Annotated in this window: 14 protein-coding genes; 5 read left to right on the top strand and 9 right to left on the bottom strand. The window is 71.7% G+C overall.

Annotated elements, in window-relative coordinates; all coding sequences use genetic code 11:
* The coding region (locus FHG89_RS28805; RefSeq protein ID WP_208761151.1) for an ATP-dependent DNA helicase at positions 1-1,450 on the bottom strand (1,450 nt) is incomplete at its 3' end.
* A gap of 100 nt (positions 1,451-1,550) precedes the next feature.
* Here FHG89_RS28805 and FHG89_RS28800 point away from each other — a divergent pair.
* Positions 1,551-2,057, top strand: a complete 507-nt coding sequence (locus tag FHG89_RS28800; protein WP_139587553.1) for a DUF402 domain-containing protein — start codon at positions 1,551-1,553, stop codon at positions 2,055-2,057.
* A 13-nt stretch (positions 2,058-2,070) separates the two neighbouring features.
* Here the strand turns inward: FHG89_RS28800 and sigJ are convergent, their stop codons facing one another.
* On the bottom strand, positions 2,071-3,036 hold the full coding sequence (gene sigJ / locus FHG89_RS28795; protein ID WP_139587552.1) for an RNA polymerase sigma factor SigJ: 966 nt from the start codon (positions 3,034-3,036) through the stop codon (positions 2,071-2,073).
* A gap of 134 nt (positions 3,037-3,170) precedes the next feature.
* Between sigJ and FHG89_RS28790 the strand changes: the two genes are divergently transcribed.
* The 3 genes from FHG89_RS28790 to FHG89_RS28780 all read left to right on the top strand — a co-directional run bounded on the left by FHG89_RS28790 (position 3,171) and on the right by FHG89_RS28780 (position 5,880).
* Positions 3,171-4,112 carry a PPK2 family polyphosphate kinase gene (locus tag FHG89_RS28790; RefSeq protein ID WP_139587551.1) on the top strand — a complete coding sequence of 314 codons (942 nt, stop codon included), beginning with the start codon at positions 3,171-3,173 and terminating at the stop codon, positions 4,110-4,112.
* Positions 4,113-4,241: 129 nt separating this feature from the next.
* Positions 4,242-4,868 carry a DUF47 domain-containing protein gene (locus FHG89_RS28785; protein ID WP_074314917.1) on the top strand — a complete coding sequence of 209 codons (627 nt, stop codon included), beginning with the start codon at positions 4,242-4,244 and terminating at the stop codon, positions 4,866-4,868.
* Positions 4,869-4,872: 4 nt separating this feature from the next.
* Entirely contained in the window at positions 4,873-5,880 is a 1,008-nt protein-coding gene (locus tag FHG89_RS28780; RefSeq protein ID WP_139587550.1) for an inorganic phosphate transporter, read from the top strand.
* A 48-nt stretch (positions 5,881-5,928) separates the two neighbouring features.
* Here FHG89_RS28780 and FHG89_RS28775 read toward each other — a convergent pair whose 3' ends face one another.
* On the bottom strand, positions 5,929-6,897 hold the full coding sequence (locus FHG89_RS28775) for a Gfo/Idh/MocA family protein (protein WP_139587549.1): 969 nt from the start codon (positions 6,895-6,897) through the stop codon (positions 5,929-5,931).
* Between the two features lie 233 nt (positions 6,898-7,130).
* On the opposite strand from FHG89_RS28775, the gene FHG89_RS28770 reads away from it, so the two are divergent.
* Positions 7,131-7,964, top strand: a complete 834-nt coding sequence (locus tag FHG89_RS28770; RefSeq protein WP_139587548.1) for an NUDIX hydrolase — start codon at positions 7,131-7,133, stop codon at positions 7,962-7,964.
* A gap of 75 nt (positions 7,965-8,039) precedes the next feature.
* Here FHG89_RS28770 and pstB read toward each other — a convergent pair whose 3' ends face one another.
* From pstB to FHG89_RS28740, 6 genes are all read right to left on the bottom strand, one after another.
* Positions 8,040-8,816, bottom strand: a complete 777-nt coding sequence (pstB, locus tag FHG89_RS28765; protein ID WP_139587547.1) for a phosphate ABC transporter ATP-binding protein PstB — start codon at positions 8,814-8,816, stop codon at positions 8,040-8,042.
* A 20-nt stretch (positions 8,817-8,836) separates the two neighbouring features.
* A complete protein-coding gene (pstA, locus tag FHG89_RS28760; protein WP_139587546.1) occupies positions 8,837-9,925 on the bottom strand; it encodes a phosphate ABC transporter permease PstA in 1,089 nt (362 codons plus the stop codon).
* Positions 9,922-11,013: a phosphate ABC transporter permease subunit PstC gene (gene pstC / locus FHG89_RS28755; protein ID WP_139587545.1), complete on the bottom strand. Its 1,092-nt coding sequence runs from the start codon at positions 11,011-11,013 to the stop codon at positions 9,922-9,924. Before pstC ends, pstA begins: the two co-directional genes overlap by 4 nt.
* 39 nt (positions 11,014-11,052) lie before the next feature.
* The gene (gene pstS / locus FHG89_RS28750) at positions 11,053-12,159 is read right to left on the bottom strand and encodes a phosphate ABC transporter substrate-binding protein PstS (protein ID WP_139587544.1); all 1,107 of its coding nucleotides are present in this window, start codon (positions 12,157-12,159) and stop codon (positions 11,053-11,055) included.
* A 213-nt stretch (positions 12,160-12,372) separates the two neighbouring features.
* Positions 12,373-13,299 carry a mycothiol synthase gene (gene mshD, locus FHG89_RS28745; protein ID WP_139587543.1) on the bottom strand — a complete coding sequence of 309 codons (927 nt, stop codon included), beginning with the start codon at positions 13,297-13,299 and terminating at the stop codon, positions 12,373-12,375.
* A 136-nt stretch (positions 13,300-13,435) separates the two neighbouring features.
* Positions 13,436-14,308 carry a polysaccharide deacetylase family protein gene (locus tag FHG89_RS28740; protein WP_139587542.1) on the bottom strand — a complete coding sequence of 291 codons (873 nt, stop codon included), beginning with the start codon at positions 14,306-14,308 and terminating at the stop codon, positions 13,436-13,438.
* Between the last annotated feature and the right edge of the window lie 102 nt (positions 14,309-14,410).

The following is a 14,410-nucleotide window of genomic DNA, read 5'->3' as shown; positions in this document are numbered from 1 at the left end:
ATAGGCTCCGGTCTCGTGGGCTCGGAGAGGTGTATAAGAGACAGGCGCTCGGCGGCGCGTCCAGCCCGAGGGCGCGGGCCACCGTGTCGAAGCGTCCGCCGAGCGCCAGGGTCGCCGAGGTGGCGACGACGGTGCGTTCGTCGTACAGGTGGGTGGCGAGGGTGCCGGCCACCGACAGCGGCGCTACCACAAGTGCCCGGCGGCTGCCGCTGTCGTTCTTCTCCACCCAGGCCACGTCGTGCTCGGCCTCCTCCAGCAACCGCTGTGCCGTGGTGGAGAGGTCGTCCAGCGCGGCCTTGGCCTGCTGCTTGCGGACCGGGTCCGGATCGTCGGACTTGATGTCGCCGATCGCGTCCAACGCGCTGCGGGTGGCCGCGTCGAGCAGCGTGCACGCCTCCCGCAGCGGCGCCGGCAGGCCGGCGGTGAGCCGCCCGGCCGGCGCCTCGGCCAGCGCGACCGCGAGGGCGTCGCCGGCGGCGGTGAGCGCCTCGGCGGTCTCCGGTCGCAGCAGCGGGCGGGCCCGCCGGGTCGACCTGTCGATCAGCTCCGGCACCAGCTCCGCCTGCGCCGCCGAGGAGACCCGGTCGGCCAGCTCGTGCGCCTCGTCCACGATGAGCAGCTTGTGCGGCGGCACGATGTGCCGGTCCGCGAGCATGTCGACCGCGAGCAGGCTGTGGTTGGTCACCACGATGTCGGCCTCCCGGGCCCGGGCCCGGGACGCCTCGGCGAAGCACTCCTGCCCGAACGGGCAGCGGGCCGCGCCCACGCACTCCCGGGCCGGCATCGACACCAGCCGCCAGGCCTGATCGTCGACGCCCGGATCCAACTCGTCCCGGTCGCCGGTGGCGGTCTTCTCGGCCCAGTCGCGTACCCGTTCGATCTGCTTGCCCAGCCGGCCCGCCTCGCCCAGCCACTTGGTGCCGCCGCCAGGGCGCGCGGCCGGAGTGTCGAAGAGCGTGTCCTCCGGCTCCTCCTCGGTGGAGTTGTCCAGCCGGGCCAGGCAGAGGTAGTGGTGACGGCCCTTGAGCACCGCATAGGTGGGCCGGCGGCCCAGCAGCGGCTCGACCGCGTCGGCCAGCCGGGGCAGGTCGTGGTCGACGAGCTGGGACTGCAACGCCAGGGTGGCGGTGGACACCACCACCGGGCCGTCCACGGTGAGGGCGGGCGCCAGGTAGGCCAGCGACTTGCCGGTGCCGGTGCCCGCCTGGACGAGCAGGTGCTCGCCGCTTGTCACGCACTCCTCGATCGCGGTGGTCATCTGCTGCTGGCCGGGGCGTGCCGCGCCGCCGGGGACCGCGCCGACGGCCGCCGCGAGCAGCTCGGTGCCGCTGGGCCGGGCACCCCGCCGCCGGCTCCCGGCACGGGCCGACGGGGAGGCGGAACCGGTGGCGGTGCGGGGCGGAGTCACCGTGCGACGGTACCCGCCGCCGCCGACACGGGCCGCGCCCATCCGCCCGCGTGGCGGGACCCACCCGTACGCCCCGATGGCCGGTGCCGTCCCGTTACGGCCGCACTACGACGCGTGGGCAGTATCGGTTAGGGTGCGAATCATGCCGAGCGACGTGGTCCGAGTGATCTACCGCAAGTACGACGGCAGCGCCCACCGTGACTACCCGGCCCGCCGGCTCGCCGAGGACGACCTGGGCATCTGGCTGGGCGTCCCGTTCGGCACCGAGTCGGTCTACCACGGCCGGCCCTCGGTGGAGAAGATCCCGTTCGTCCTGCTGGTGCCGCACCACGCGTGGTGGACGTGCATGTTCAACCCGCCGCCGCGCACCAGCGAGGTCTACTGCGACATCGCCACCCCGGCCCGCTGGGAGTCCGACGACACAGTCCACCTCATCGACCTCGACCTGGACGTGGTGCGCCGCCGGGCCACCGGTCTGGTGGAGCTGCTCGACGAGGACGAGTTCGCCGAGCACCGGGCCCGCTTCGGCTACCCCGAGGACGTGGTGGTGCGGGCCGAGGCGGCGGCCCGGTGGCTGTACGGCGCGCTCGGCGACGGCACCGAGCCGTTCGCCACCTCGTACCGCAAGTGGCTGGCGTTGGTGGTCTGAGCCGGCGCCCGGGTCACCAGCGCGGCGGCCAGGTGTCGTCGTCGCCCAGCGGTGGCAGGCCGGCCAGTTTCTCCGGGTTGAGCTGGTTGAAGATGCCGGTTATCCGGCCCTGGTCCACGGCGAAGGCGGTGACCAGGCGGATCGGCCGCCCGTCGCTGTGCACCGTCTCCATCTGAAGGCCCGGCACGCCGTCGACGAGCACCGGCCGGGACAGCACACGGTGGGCGTACCGGCCGGCGCGGCCGAACAGGCCGAGCGTGAAGCGGCCCACCTGGTCCGCGCCGACCACCGGTCGACGGGCCGACGGGAAGTGCCCGCCGGAGTCGCCGAGCAGGACCACGTCCGGCGCGAGCACCCGTAGCAGCGCGTCCAGCTCGCCGGACTCGGTGGCCGCGACGAACGCCTCGATCACGCGTCGCTGCTCGGCCGGGTCGGCGCTGTGCCGTGGCGCGTCCGGCGCGGTCACCGCCCGTCTGGCGCGGGAGGCGAGCTGCCGGGCCGCCCCCTCGGTGGTGCCGAGCACCTCGGCGATGCCGGCGAACGGCACCGCGAACACGTCGTGCAGCACGAGGGCGACCCGCTGCTCCGGCGCGAGTCGCTCCAGCACCACCAGCAGCGCGGTGCCGATCTGGTCGGCCCGCACCGCCCGCTCCGCCGGGTCGGGGGCGTACCCGTCCGGCGCCGGACGGCTGTCCAGTGGGCGTACCTCCGGCTCCGGTAGCCACTGCCCCGGGTACGCCTCCCGCCGGACGCGGGCCGAGCGGAGCACGTCGAGGCAGATCCGGGCGCACGCGGTGGTCAGCCACGCGGACAGGTCGCGGATCTCCGCGCGGGCCGCCGGGTCGGCGAGCGCCCCGGCGTAGCGCAGCCAGGTCTCCTGCACCGCGTCCTCGGCCTCGCTGCGGCTGCCCAGCATCCGGCGGGCCACCGCGAGCAGGCGGCCCCGCTCGGCCTCGAACTCCGTCGCCAGGTCCCGCACGACCCCACCACCTCCCGGCCGGTTGCCTCCTGGGCGTCCATCCTTCCGCCAAGTCCGGGCGCGGGCAGCCCCGGATGCCCGGCCGCGGCGGCTCTCGGCGGGCGGACGGAAGAGGGGTGGGCGATGATCCGTGCATGAGCACATCCCAGGAACCGCGGATCGTGGCGCCGGACGGCGGCGGAGTACGGGAACTGCTGCGGGTCACCGCGCCGGTGGATCTCGGCGCGATCGATCCCCGGTCCACGCCCGGCCTGCCGGCGGCGGAGGTGGACGGCGGCCGCCGCAAGACCTGGGCGCGGGAGCAGGTGGAGCTGGTCGGCGAGGAGCTGGGCCGGCAGCAGGAGATGCTCTTCGCGATGGCCCAGGCCGGGTCGGAGCGGCCGGCGCACCGGGTGCTGCTGGTGCTCCAGGCCATGGACTGCGGTGGCAAGGACGGCACGATCAAGCGGGTGGCGGGCGCCATGAACCCACTGGGCCTGCACATCCGCTCGTTCGGTCCGCCGACCCCGCAGGAGCTGCGACACGACTTCCTGTGGCGGATCCGCCGGGCGCTGCCCCCACCCGGGTACGTCGGGATGTTCAACAGGTCGCACTACGAGGACGTGTTGATCGCCCGGGTCGCTTCGCTGGTGCCGGAGGCCACCTGGCGGGCCCGCTACGACGAGATCAACAGCTTCGAGCGGGAGCTGACCGAGGGCGGCGTGACAGTGGTCAAGGTGATGCTGCACATCTCGTACGCCGAGCAGGGCGAGCGCCTGCTGGGACGGCTCACCGACCCGCGTAAGCACTGGAAGTACAACCCCTCGGATGTCGACGCCCGAGCCCGCTGGGACGACTACCAGGCCGCGTACGCCGAGGCCCTGAGCCGGTGTGCCACGGACGCCGCGCCCTGGTTCGTGGTGCCGGCGGACCGCAAGTGGTACCGGGACTGGGCGGTGGCCCACCTGGTGAGGGAGACGTTCGACACGCTTGATCTGGGGTATCCGCCTGCCGATTTCGATGTGGCGCACGAGCGGGAGCGGCTGCGTACTGGGGGAGCGGGGGCGGATGGGGCGCCCGAGATGAACGGCAGATGAACGACCGGTGAATGTGGCTTGGCCAGGGGTGGGCCGACGAATTCGCGGTCCAGCCGTTTTCTAGCATTCACCGGGCGGGTGCCCGACGGGGTGCCGCCACCCTTCCACCGACGCGACGAGGTCTGTGCTGTGAAGTTTTCCTTCCGCCCCACCGAGGGCGCCTTCTACGAGCTCTTCACCAGGGCCGCGCAGAACCTGGTCCGGGGCACCGAGTTGCTGAACGAGCTGGCCCTGCCCGGCGTCGACGTGCAGTCGGTAAGCGAGCGGCTGACCGAGGTCGAGCACGACAGCGACCAGATCACGCACGAGCTGTACAAGAAGATCAACTCGACCTTCATCACGCCGTTCGACAGGGAGGACATCTACCGGCTCGGCTCGCTGCTCGACGACGTGATGGACCACCTGGAGGCGGTCGGGGACCTGCTCTACCTGTACGGGCTGACCGAGCTCCCCGCGCTGCCCCGCGAGCTGCACGAGATGGTCAACGTGCTCGACCAGCAGGCCAAGCTGACCGCCGAGGCCATGCCGCGACTGAAGTCGATGAAGGACCTCGAGGACTACTGGATCGAGTGCAACCGGCTGGAGAACGAGGGCGACCGGATCAACCGGCAGCTGCTCGTACGCCTCTTCTCCGGTGAGTACGACGCGTTGACGGTGCTGAAGATGAAGGAGGTCGCCGACGAGCTGGAGGCCGCCTGCGACGCCTTCGAGCACGTGGCCAACACCGTCGAGACCATCGCCGTCAAGGAGTCCTGAGCCGGTGTCCCCTGAACTCATCGCCGTACTGGCGGTGATCGCGGTGGCCCTGGCGTTCGACTACACCAACGGCTTCCACGACGCCGCCAACGCGATCGCCACAAGCGTCTCCACCCGGGCGCTGACCCCCCGGATCGCCCTCGGGCTCGCCGCGGTCGGCAACTTCGTCGGCGCCCACTTCGGCGCCGGCGTCGCCAAGACCGTCGGCGACGGACTGGTCACCCTCCCGACCGGGGTGAGCAGCCTCGGCGTGGTCTTCGCCGGGGTGCTCGGCGCGATCGCCTGGAACCTGATCACCTGGTACTTCGGTCTGCCCTCGTCGTCGTCGCACGCTCTCTTCGGCGGCCTGGTCGGCGCGACCCTGCTGTCCACCGGCGGTCTCGTGCAGTGGGGCAACATCGGCGAGAAGGTGCTGCTGCCGATGGTGCTCTCGCCGATCGTCGGTCTCACCCTCGGCTACCTGCTGATGCTGGCCATCCTCTGGCTGTTCCGCAAGGGGCAGCCGGGCAAGCTCAACCGGGGCTTCCGCTGGGCGCAGACCGCCTCGGCGGCCGCCATGTCCGTCGGCCACGGCATGCAGGACGCCGCCAAGACCATGGGCATCGTGGTGCTGGCGCTGTACACGGGCGGTTTCCAGGAGAGCAAGACGCACATCCCGGGCTGGGTGTTCTGGACGTCGGCGACGATGCTGGCCCTCGGCACGTACGCCGGTGGTTGGCGGATCATCAGGACCCTCGGACGCAAGATCATCGACCTCGGGCCGCCGGAGGGCTTCGCCGCCGAGACTGTGGCCAGCGCGGTGCTCTACTTCAACGCCCTGGTACTCAAGGCGCCGATCTCCACCACCCACACGATCACCTCGGCGATCATGGGTGTGGGCGCGACCAAGCGGCTCTCCGCGGTCCGCTGGAACGTCGCCGGCAACATCGTGATCGCCTGGATCATCACGTTCCCGGCCGCGGCGCTGATCGCCTGCGTCACGTACCTGCTGGTCCGCCCGCTCTTCGGCTGACCGGGCCCGGCACGCGACAAGGCCCCCCGGTCGGGGGCCTTGTCGCGTTCAGACGTAGCGCACGCCGATCTGCTCGCGGATCGTGTCCAGCAGGGCCATCACCTCGAGGGTGGTGGTGTGCGGCACGACCGGGCTCTCGGTCAGCCCGGCGGCCAGGCAACGCTGCACCTCGATCGCCTCGTACTGGTAGCCGTTGCCGCCCTCCTCCGCGACGATCGTCTCCGGCTCGGCGCCGGCCCGGTGCAGGGTCAGCGACCCCGGCCGGAAGAACGGTTCCGGCAGGTCGATCCGGCCGGTGGTGCCGGTGATCGAGGCGGACAACTCGCTGGCCCCGACCATGCCGCAGCTCAGCGTGGCCAGCGCTCCGGTGTCGTAGCCGAACAGGATGCCTGTGTTCTCGTCGGTCCCCTCCGGCCCGAGCTGCGCCCAGGACCGGATGTGCCGCGGGACCCCGAGCAGCAGATGGGCCAGGCTGATCGGGTAGATCCCCAGGTCGAGCAGGGCACCCCCGCCCAGCACCGGGTTGCGCATCCGGTGCTCCGGCGGGAACGGCCCGGCCACCCCGAAGTCGGCCCGGACGCCGCTCACCGCGCCGATCGCCCCGTCGGCGATGAGCTGGACCGCCTGCCGGATGAGAGGGTTGGTCCGCATCCACATGGCCTCCATGAGGAAGACCCCGGCGGCGCGGGCGGTGTCCACCAGCTCGGTGCTGGTGGCCAGGTCGAGGGTGAACGGCTTCTCCAGCAGCACCGCGCGCCCGGCGGTCAGGCAGGTCATCGCCGCCTCGTGGTGCGCGGCGTGCGGCGTGGCCACGTAGATGACGTCGACCTCCGGGTCGGCCGCCAGCTCCACCCAGGAGCCGTACGCCCGCTTCGCCCCGTGTTTGTCGGCGAACCGCTGCGCGCTGTCGGCGGCCCGGGACCCGACCGCGACGAGTTCGGCGTCCGGCACCAGCCGGAGGTCTTCGGCGAAACGGCTGGCGATGTGGCCGGTGGCCAGGATGCCCCAACGAGTCATGCCGGAACGCTAGCTGAGCCAGGTGAACCGCCCGCTGCCCGGCCCGCCGCCGATCGGTGTCCGCCAACCCCTGTGCACGTCCTTTGCTCTGCATACGCGGACGCGACAGTTACCGAACGTTACCGGTGCGTCCGCATAAGCAGAGCAAAGGAGCGGTGGGAGTGGTCGGGCGGCCGCGCCGAGGTGCCTGGCACACCAACCAGCCCCGCCGGTCGGGCAACTAGGCTCGCGGCATGACGATCGACAGCGACGGCTTCGCCGCCCCGGCCGCCCTGGTCGAGCACGCCCGCCGGTTCCAGGCCGAGGGCGGCACCCCGGCGGTGCCCCGGGTCGCGGCCACGGTGCTGCTGCTGCGTCCGACCGACACCGACTTCGAGGTGTACGTCATCCGCCGGGTCGCCGCCATGACCTTCGGCGGGATGTACGCCTTCCCCGGCGGCGGGGTGGACCGCTCCGACTCGGAGGCCCACCTGGACTGGGCCGGCCCGACGCCGACCGAGTGGGCGGGACGGCTCGGGGTCGCCACGGACGCCGCCCGGGCGGTGGTCTGCGCCGCCGCCCGGGAGGTCTTCGAGGAGGCGGGCGTGCTGCTCGCCGGCCCGGACGAGGCGACGGTGGTGGGCGACGTCAGCGGCGACGACTGGGAGACCGCCCGGCAGGACCTGGAGGGGCGTCGGCTGGGCTTCGCGGCGCTGCTCGCCGACCGGCGTCTCACCCTGCGGTCGGACCTGCTGCTGCCGTGGAGCCGGTGGATCACCCCCGAGTTCGAGCCGCGCCGCTTCGACACGTACTTCTTCGTGGCCCTGCTGCCGGCGGGGCAGCGGACCCGCGACGTCTCCGGCGAGGCCGACCACACCCTGTGGATCCGGCCGGCCGACGCACTGGCCCGGGCGCGGGCCGGCGAGTTGACCATGCTGCCACCGACCCTTGTCACACTCGCCCAGGTGGCGGCGGCCGGTGACCTGGCCGGGGTCGCCCGCGCGGCGGCCGACCGGGACGCCGCCACCCCGGTCACCCCGCGCCTCGACCTCCCACCGGACGGCGAACCCCGCTTCGTACTCGCCTGACCGCCGCGCCTCGGGGTACACGAAGGGGCGCCGGCCAGGTCGACCGACGCCCCTCGCGGACCGGGATCCAGCGGCTCAGCCGAAGCGGCCGGTGATGTAGTCCTCGGTCTTCTTCACGCTCGGGTTGCTGAAGATCTTCTGGGTGTTGTCGTACTCGATGAGCCGGCCCGGGTCGCCGGTCTTCTCGATGGAGAAGAAGGCGGTCCGGTCCGACACCCGGGCGGCCTGCTGCATGTTGTGCGTCACGATGATGATCGTGAACTTGTCCTTGAGCTGGAACATCAGGTCCTCGATCGCCAGCGTGGAGATCGGGTCCAGCGCCGAGCAGGGCTCGTCCATCAGCACGACCTGCGGCTCGACCGCGATGGTCCGGGCGATGCAGAGCCGCTGCTGCTGACCGCCGGAGAGGCCCGCGCCGGGCTTGCCCAGCCGGTCCTTGACCTCGTCCCACAGGTTCGCCGAGCGCAGCGCCTTCTCGGCGGCCTCGTCCAGGATCGACTTGCGCCGGACGCCGTTGAGCTTCAGCCCGGCCACCACGTTCTCGAAGATGCTCATGGTGGGGAACGGGTTCGGCCGCTGGAACACCATGCCGATCATGCGCCGGACCGCTGTGACGTCCACGTCCCGGTCGTAGATGTCCTGGTCGTCGATGGTCAGGCTGCCCTCGACCCGAGCACCCGGCAGCACCTCGTGCATCCGGTTGATCGACCGCAGGAACGTGGACTTGCCGCAACCGGACGGGCCGATCAGGGCGGTGACGGTCTTCGGCTCGACCGTCAGGTTGATGTTCTCGATCGCCTTGAAGCCGCCGTAGTAGGCGGTGACGTTCGAGGCTTCGACACGCTTGGCCATGGTGGTGGTACCTCCGGGGTTCATCGGCTGAGCCGGTTGCGACGGGCCAGCAGCTTCGCCGCGATCGTCAGGATGAGCACGAGGGCGACCAGGGTGAGTGCCGCGGTCCACGCCCGTGCCGGCGCGTACTTCGACGCGTCACCGGCCTGCTGGTAGACGAAGAGGGACAGCGACGACTGGTTGTTCTCGAAGGGGTTGGTGTTGATGGCGGCGCCGCCGCCGGCGACCAGCAGCACCGGCGCGGTCTCGCCGGCCGCGCGGGCGATGGCGAGCATGACGCCGGTGACGATGCCGGGCAGCGCCGTCGGCAGGACCACCCGCAGGATGGTCTTCCACTTGGGTACGCCGAGCGCGTACGCGCCCTCGCGCAGCGGCGCTGGGACGAGGCGGAGCATCTCCTCGGTGGACCGGACGATGGTGGGCAGCATGAGCACGCTCAGCGCGAGCGCCGCGGCGAAGCCGGAGAAGCTGGGCCGGCCGTCGTTGAACCACGGCGACACGATCAGCACCCAGAACGCCAGCACGAAGAGGCCGGAGACGATCGACGGGATGCCTGTCATCACGTCCACGAAGAACCGGATCGCGAAGGCGAACTTGCCGCGCCCGTACTCGACGATGTAGATGGCGCAGAGGACGCCGAGCGGGACGGTGATCAGGGTGGCGATGCCGACCTGCTCCAGCGTGCCGACGATCGCGTGGTACGCGCCGCCGTTGGCGTCCCGGGCCCCGATGTTGTTCATCGAGGTCTGGAAGAAGTTGGCATCCAGCCGTTCGGTGCCCTTGCTGACCAGTGTCCAGACGACCGAGACGAGCGGCAGCACCGCCAGCACGAACGCGGAGTGGATCAGCGCGCTCCAGGTGCGGTTGCGGGCCGACCGACGGCCCTCGACCGCGTTGGCCGCGGCGAAGAGCCCGACCAGGTAGAGCACCGCGCCGAGGACGACCACGAGGACCGGGCCGCCGATGCCCGCGCCGTAGACGATCACCGCGGAGAGCGCCAGAGCCGCCACGGCGATTGCCGGTGCGGCGTACCAGGGAAGCCGTCGGGCCCGCAGCGAGGCGGGCTGGGCCGGCGGACGGGAGCGGTGGGAGGTGACGGTTGTGGTCATGCGGCCGACTCCGTGAACTCCCGGCGGCGGTAGATGATCGCCCGCGCCGTGATGTTGACGATCAGCGTGATGGTGAACAGCACCAGACCGGAGGCGATCAGCGCGCCCCGGCCGGTCTCGTTCGCCTCGCCGAACGCGTTGGCGATGTTGGCGGCGATGGTGTTGCCGCCGTTCTGGATCAGGTTGAACGAGATGCCGAACGTGATGCCGAGGGTCAGCGCCAGGGCGATGGTCTCGCCGAGCGCCCGGCCGAGGCCGAGCATCACCGCGGCGATGATGCCGGGGCGGCCGTAGGGCAGCACCGCGGTGCGGAGCATCTCCCAGCGGGTGGCGCCCAGGGCGAGGGCGGCCTCCTCGTTCGCGGTAGGCGTCTGGAGGAACACCTCACGGGAGAGCGAGGTGATGATCGGCAACACCATGATCGCGAGCACCAGGGCACCCAGCATGATCGACTTACCGAACGGGCCGTCGCCGCCGAAGATCGGGAGCCAGCCGAAGTACTCGTTCAGCCAGACCGAGAAGTCCCGAACCGGGTTGATGAAGATGTCCCGCCCCCAGAGGCCGAAGACCACACTCGGCACGGCGGCCAGCAGGTCGACCAGGAAGCCGAGCGCGGTGCCCAGCCGCCGGGGCGCGTAGTGCGAGAGGTAGAGCGCGATGCCCAGCGCCACCGGCACCGCCATGAGCAGCGCCAGCGCCGAGCTGAGCACGGTGCCGAAGGCGAGTGTGCCGATGCCGAACTTCGGCTGCGTCTCGTTGGGGGACCAGCCCTCGTACGACCAGAAGTTCTCGGTGTTGGCGCGTAGGGCCGGCACCGCCTTGGCGACCAGGAAGATCGCGATGGCGGCGATGATGACCAGAACGGCGGTGCCGGCGGCCAGGGTGAGACCGCGGAAGGCCCGCTCGGCGCCGAACTTACGGCTGCGCGGCAACGCGCCGCCGCCGCCCATCCCGGCGCCGCCCGGGGAACGCGGGCTGACTGGTGCCTCGGCCACACGCGCCGAGGCACCGGCGGGCCACTCGTGACTCTGGGTCACGCGCGTCCCGCCGGTGCCGGCGTCGGCCGAGCGGTGAGGGGTTTCACCCATCTGCTCGCTCGATTCGGTTGCGGAGGTGGTGGGGTCGGGTCAGGAGAGGTTGTTGACCGCGGTCTCGACCTTGGTGCGGACCGTCTCCGGCAGCGGGGCGTAGCCCAGGTCGGTCAGCGAGTTCTGACCCTCGGCGCTGGCGGCGTAGCCCAGCAGACCCTTGACCAGCTTGAGCTTGTCGGCCGCGAGGCCCTTGCTGCAGACGATCTCGTACGTCGCCAGGACGATCGGGTAGGCCCCGGCCTCCTTGGTGTTGTAGTCGATCGACAGCTTGAGGTCGTCGCCCTGGCCCTCGATCTTGGCGCCGGCGATGGTCTTGCCAGCGGCCTCGGCGGTCAGTGCGGCGAACTCGCCGTTGCCGTTACCGATCTTGGCCATCTTCAGGCCGGCGTTCTCGGCGAACGACCACTCCATGTAGCCGATGGAGCCGTCGGCGCCCTTGACGGAGCTGGCCACGCCGTCCGAGCCCTTGGCGCCGGTGCCGCCCGGGGCCTTCCAGGCCTTGGCGTTGCCAAGCGTCCAGTCCGCCTCGGAGGTCTTCGAGAGGAACTTGGTGAAGTTGTCGGTGGTGCCCGACTCGTCCGAGCGGTGGACGGTCTGGATGGTGGTCGCCGGGAGCTTGGCGTCCGGGTTGTCGGCCTTGATCGTGGCGTCGTCCCACTTGGTCACCTTGCCGGCGAAGATCTTCGCCAGGGTGGCCGGCTTGAGCTGGAGGTTGTCCACGCCGCTGACGTTGTAGGCGACGGCCACCGGGCCGATCACCATCGGCAGGTGGATGGCCTTGCCGCCGACGCACTTGGCGTCGGCCTTCGGCTGCTCCTCAGCCTTGAGCGCGGAGTCGGAGCCGGCGAAGTCGGCGGTGCCGGCGATGAACGCCTGGATGCCGGCGCCCGAGCCGGAGGCCTCGTAGTTGATCGTGGTGCCCTGGCACTTCTGCTGGTACGCCTTGATCCACTCGGCCATGGCGTTCTTCTGTGCCGACGAGCCCTGAGCGTTGACCGTGCCGGTACCGCAGTCGACCGCGGCGGCGGAGCCCGAGGCGCTGGCGCCGGAAGTGGGCTCGTTGTTGTCCGAGCCGCATGCACTGAGGCCGAGCGTCGCGGCAAGAGCGAGGCAGGCAATAGTGCCGTACCGCTGGAGCTTCACCTGAGGGGTTTCCCTTCGCGTCTGACTTGGCGCCCCGATGCCGGGGCCCGAGGACCGGCACTGACCGGCTGACACGAAAGTTAGAAGTGCCAGGTAGCCGGTTCGCCGGTCGCAAGTGAACGCGAGGTGAACACGTACGGCCCCCGAGGTGACCGCTTGCTGAGGGTGAGTTGTCCGTTAAGTGAACCGGGGCACTTCAGTGCCCGTTCCCGCTCAGCCGAGGTGGTAGTTGATGTGCGCGGACCAGCGGGCGAAGCCCAACCGCTCGTACAGCGCGACGGCCCCGGTGTTCGAGTCGTCCACGTAGAGCATCACCCGGTCCAGGCCCCGCTTGTCCCGCAGGTACGCCAGACCCGCGGTGGTCAACGCCCGACCGAGCCCGCCGCCGTGCGCGCTCGGATCCACGCCCAGCACGTACACCTCGCCGATGCGGGCCGATCCCGGTCGCTCGTGCACCTTGGTCCAGTGGAACCCGAGCAGCCGACCCGTGGCGGTCTCCTCGGCGAGCAGGAAGCCCGCCGGGTCGAACCACGGCTCGGCCAGGCGGACCCGCAGATCGTGCGAGGTCCACAGGCCCTGCTCGGGGTGCTCGGCGAAGGCCCGCGAGTTGAGGGTCAGCCAGGCCGCGTCGTCCGCCCCGGGCCGGTACGCGCGCAACTCCACCCCGTCGGGCAGGCGCGGCTCACCCAGCGGGGCGGCCAGTGGCCTGCGCAACTGCCAGAGCACCCGGGCGCGGGTGAACCCGAGGTCGACGGCGAGCGCGGCGGCCGAGGGGTGGTCGCCGTACGCCCACGCCCGCAGCGGCCCGGTGGCCGAGGCGAGGACGCCCCGAGCGAGCGCCCGACCGGTGCCCCGCCGCCGGTACGCGGGGTGCACCACCAGCTCCACCCCGATGCCGCCCACCGGGTCGGTGGTGTCGAGGTGCGCGTACCCGGTGAGGGTGCCGTCGTCGGCGCAAGCGACCAGGTGCACGGCGGGGGCCTCGGGGTCGCGCAGCCGGAGCAGGACGTGCTCGTCGAGGGGGTCGGCGCCGTCGGTGTCGCCAGCGGTACGCGCCAGGGCCAGCACGTCGGCGATCTCCGCCGGGGCCAGTCGGTCGCTCCGGGTCACCTGGTCGCTGGTCGGCTCCGCGCTGCTCATCCCGTCACCGTATCCGTTGCCTCCGGGGGCACCCGGAGGGTCGCCGAGGAAAGGCGCCGATGCCGAGGTGGCGCCCGGGCCGGTGGTGTGTCGGTCGCCACCCCGCGGCTCCGCAAGGTCGCGGCCCGTCCGGGTCTCACGTCGGGTCGGTGGGCAGAGCCTCCAACTCGAACCGCGCGGTCAGGTCGGGCAGGATCCGCCGCAGCGCGTCCATGGTGCCCTGCCGGTCTCCGCCGGCGTCGTGCAGCAGCACCACCGATCCCGGTTCGGCCTGACTGGTCACCGTCGCCGCGATCTTGCGCGCGCCGGGGAGTTCCCAGTCCGACGGGTCCACCGACCAGTGCAGCGGGGTCATGCCGAGCTGCTGCGCCACCGACACCACGGAATAGGTCCAGGCGCCGCCCGGCTGGCGGTACCAGACGATCGGCGCGTCCGGCACCGCCGCCCGGATCGCCTCGTTGGTACGCAGCAGGTCGGCACGGATCACGTCCGCGGAACGGTTGCCCAGGGTGACGTCGTGGTGCCACGAGTGGTTGCACAGGGTGTGCCCGCCGTCGACGATCGCCTGGATCAGGTCGGGGTGGTTCTGGGCGTTCTCGCCCACCACGCAGAAGGTCGCCTTGACGTCGAACTCACGAAGCATGGCGAGCACCTGCGGGGTGTAGCGCGGATCCGGCCCGTCGTCGAAGGTCAACGCGAGGCGGGGCGTGCCGGTGCTGGTGTGCGCCCCGAACAGTTGGCCGCCGCCGGAGTCCCGTCCCGACCCGTCCTGCCCTGCGTCGGTGGGCCCGGCGTCACGACTGGGGCTCGGTGCTCCGCTCGGCGCGGCCTCGGTCGGCTGGTCGGCGTAGTACGGCCCGTCGGCGTTGGTGGTGACCCCGGTGGTCTTGCGCTCCTGCGGCTGGTCGGGGATGAGGCTGCGGCCCAGCACGTAGGCCGAGCCGAGCAGCGCCGTCACCACCAGCGCCACGATCCCGGCCGCCCGGACGGTCGGGTTGCCCCGCGTCACGGCTTCCACCCCGCCGACCGGTCACGCCGGCCCCTCGCCCCCGTGGTCTCTGCGCGCACCGTCGGCCCCCTCTGCTGACAAACCCGGCAGTCAGAATAGAAC

It is taken from the genome of Micromonospora orduensis (assembly GCF_006228125.1).
Taxonomy (GTDB): Bacteria; Actinomycetota; Actinomycetes; order Mycobacteriales; family Micromonosporaceae; genus Micromonospora; species Micromonospora orduensis.
Note: the sequence above shows the minus strand (reverse complement) of the source record. Positions and strands in the feature narration are given on the sequence as shown.

Coding starts and splice junctions, on each gene's coding strand:
- FHG89_RS28800 (WP_139587553.1), top strand. CDS start 1,551: ATGCCGAGCGACGTGGTCCGAGTGATCTACCGCAAGTACGACGGCAGC.
- FHG89_RS28775 (WP_139587549.1), bottom strand. CDS start 6,897: ATGACTCGTTGGGGCATCCTGGCCACCGGCCACATCGCCAGCCGTTTC.
- FHG89_RS28770 (WP_139587548.1), top strand. CDS start 7,131: ATGACGATCGACAGCGACGGCTTCGCCGCCCCGGCCGCCCTGGTCGAG.
- pstB (WP_139587547.1), bottom strand. CDS start 8,816: ATGGCCAAGCGTGTCGAAGCCTCGAACGTCACCGCCTACTACGGCGGC.
- FHG89_RS28790 (WP_139587551.1), top strand. CDS start 3,171: ATGAGCACATCCCAGGAACCGCGGATCGTGGCGCCGGACGGCGGCGGA.
- pstA (WP_139587546.1), bottom strand. CDS start 9,925: ATGACCACAACCGTCACCTCCCACCGCTCCCGTCCGCCGGCCCAGCCC.
- mshD (WP_139587543.1), bottom strand. CDS start 13,299: ATGAGCAGCGCGGAGCCGACCAGCGACCAGGTGACCCGGAGCGACCGA.
- pstC (WP_139587545.1), bottom strand. CDS start 11,013: ATGGGTGAAACCCCTCACCGCTCGGCCGACGCCGGCACCGGCGGGACG.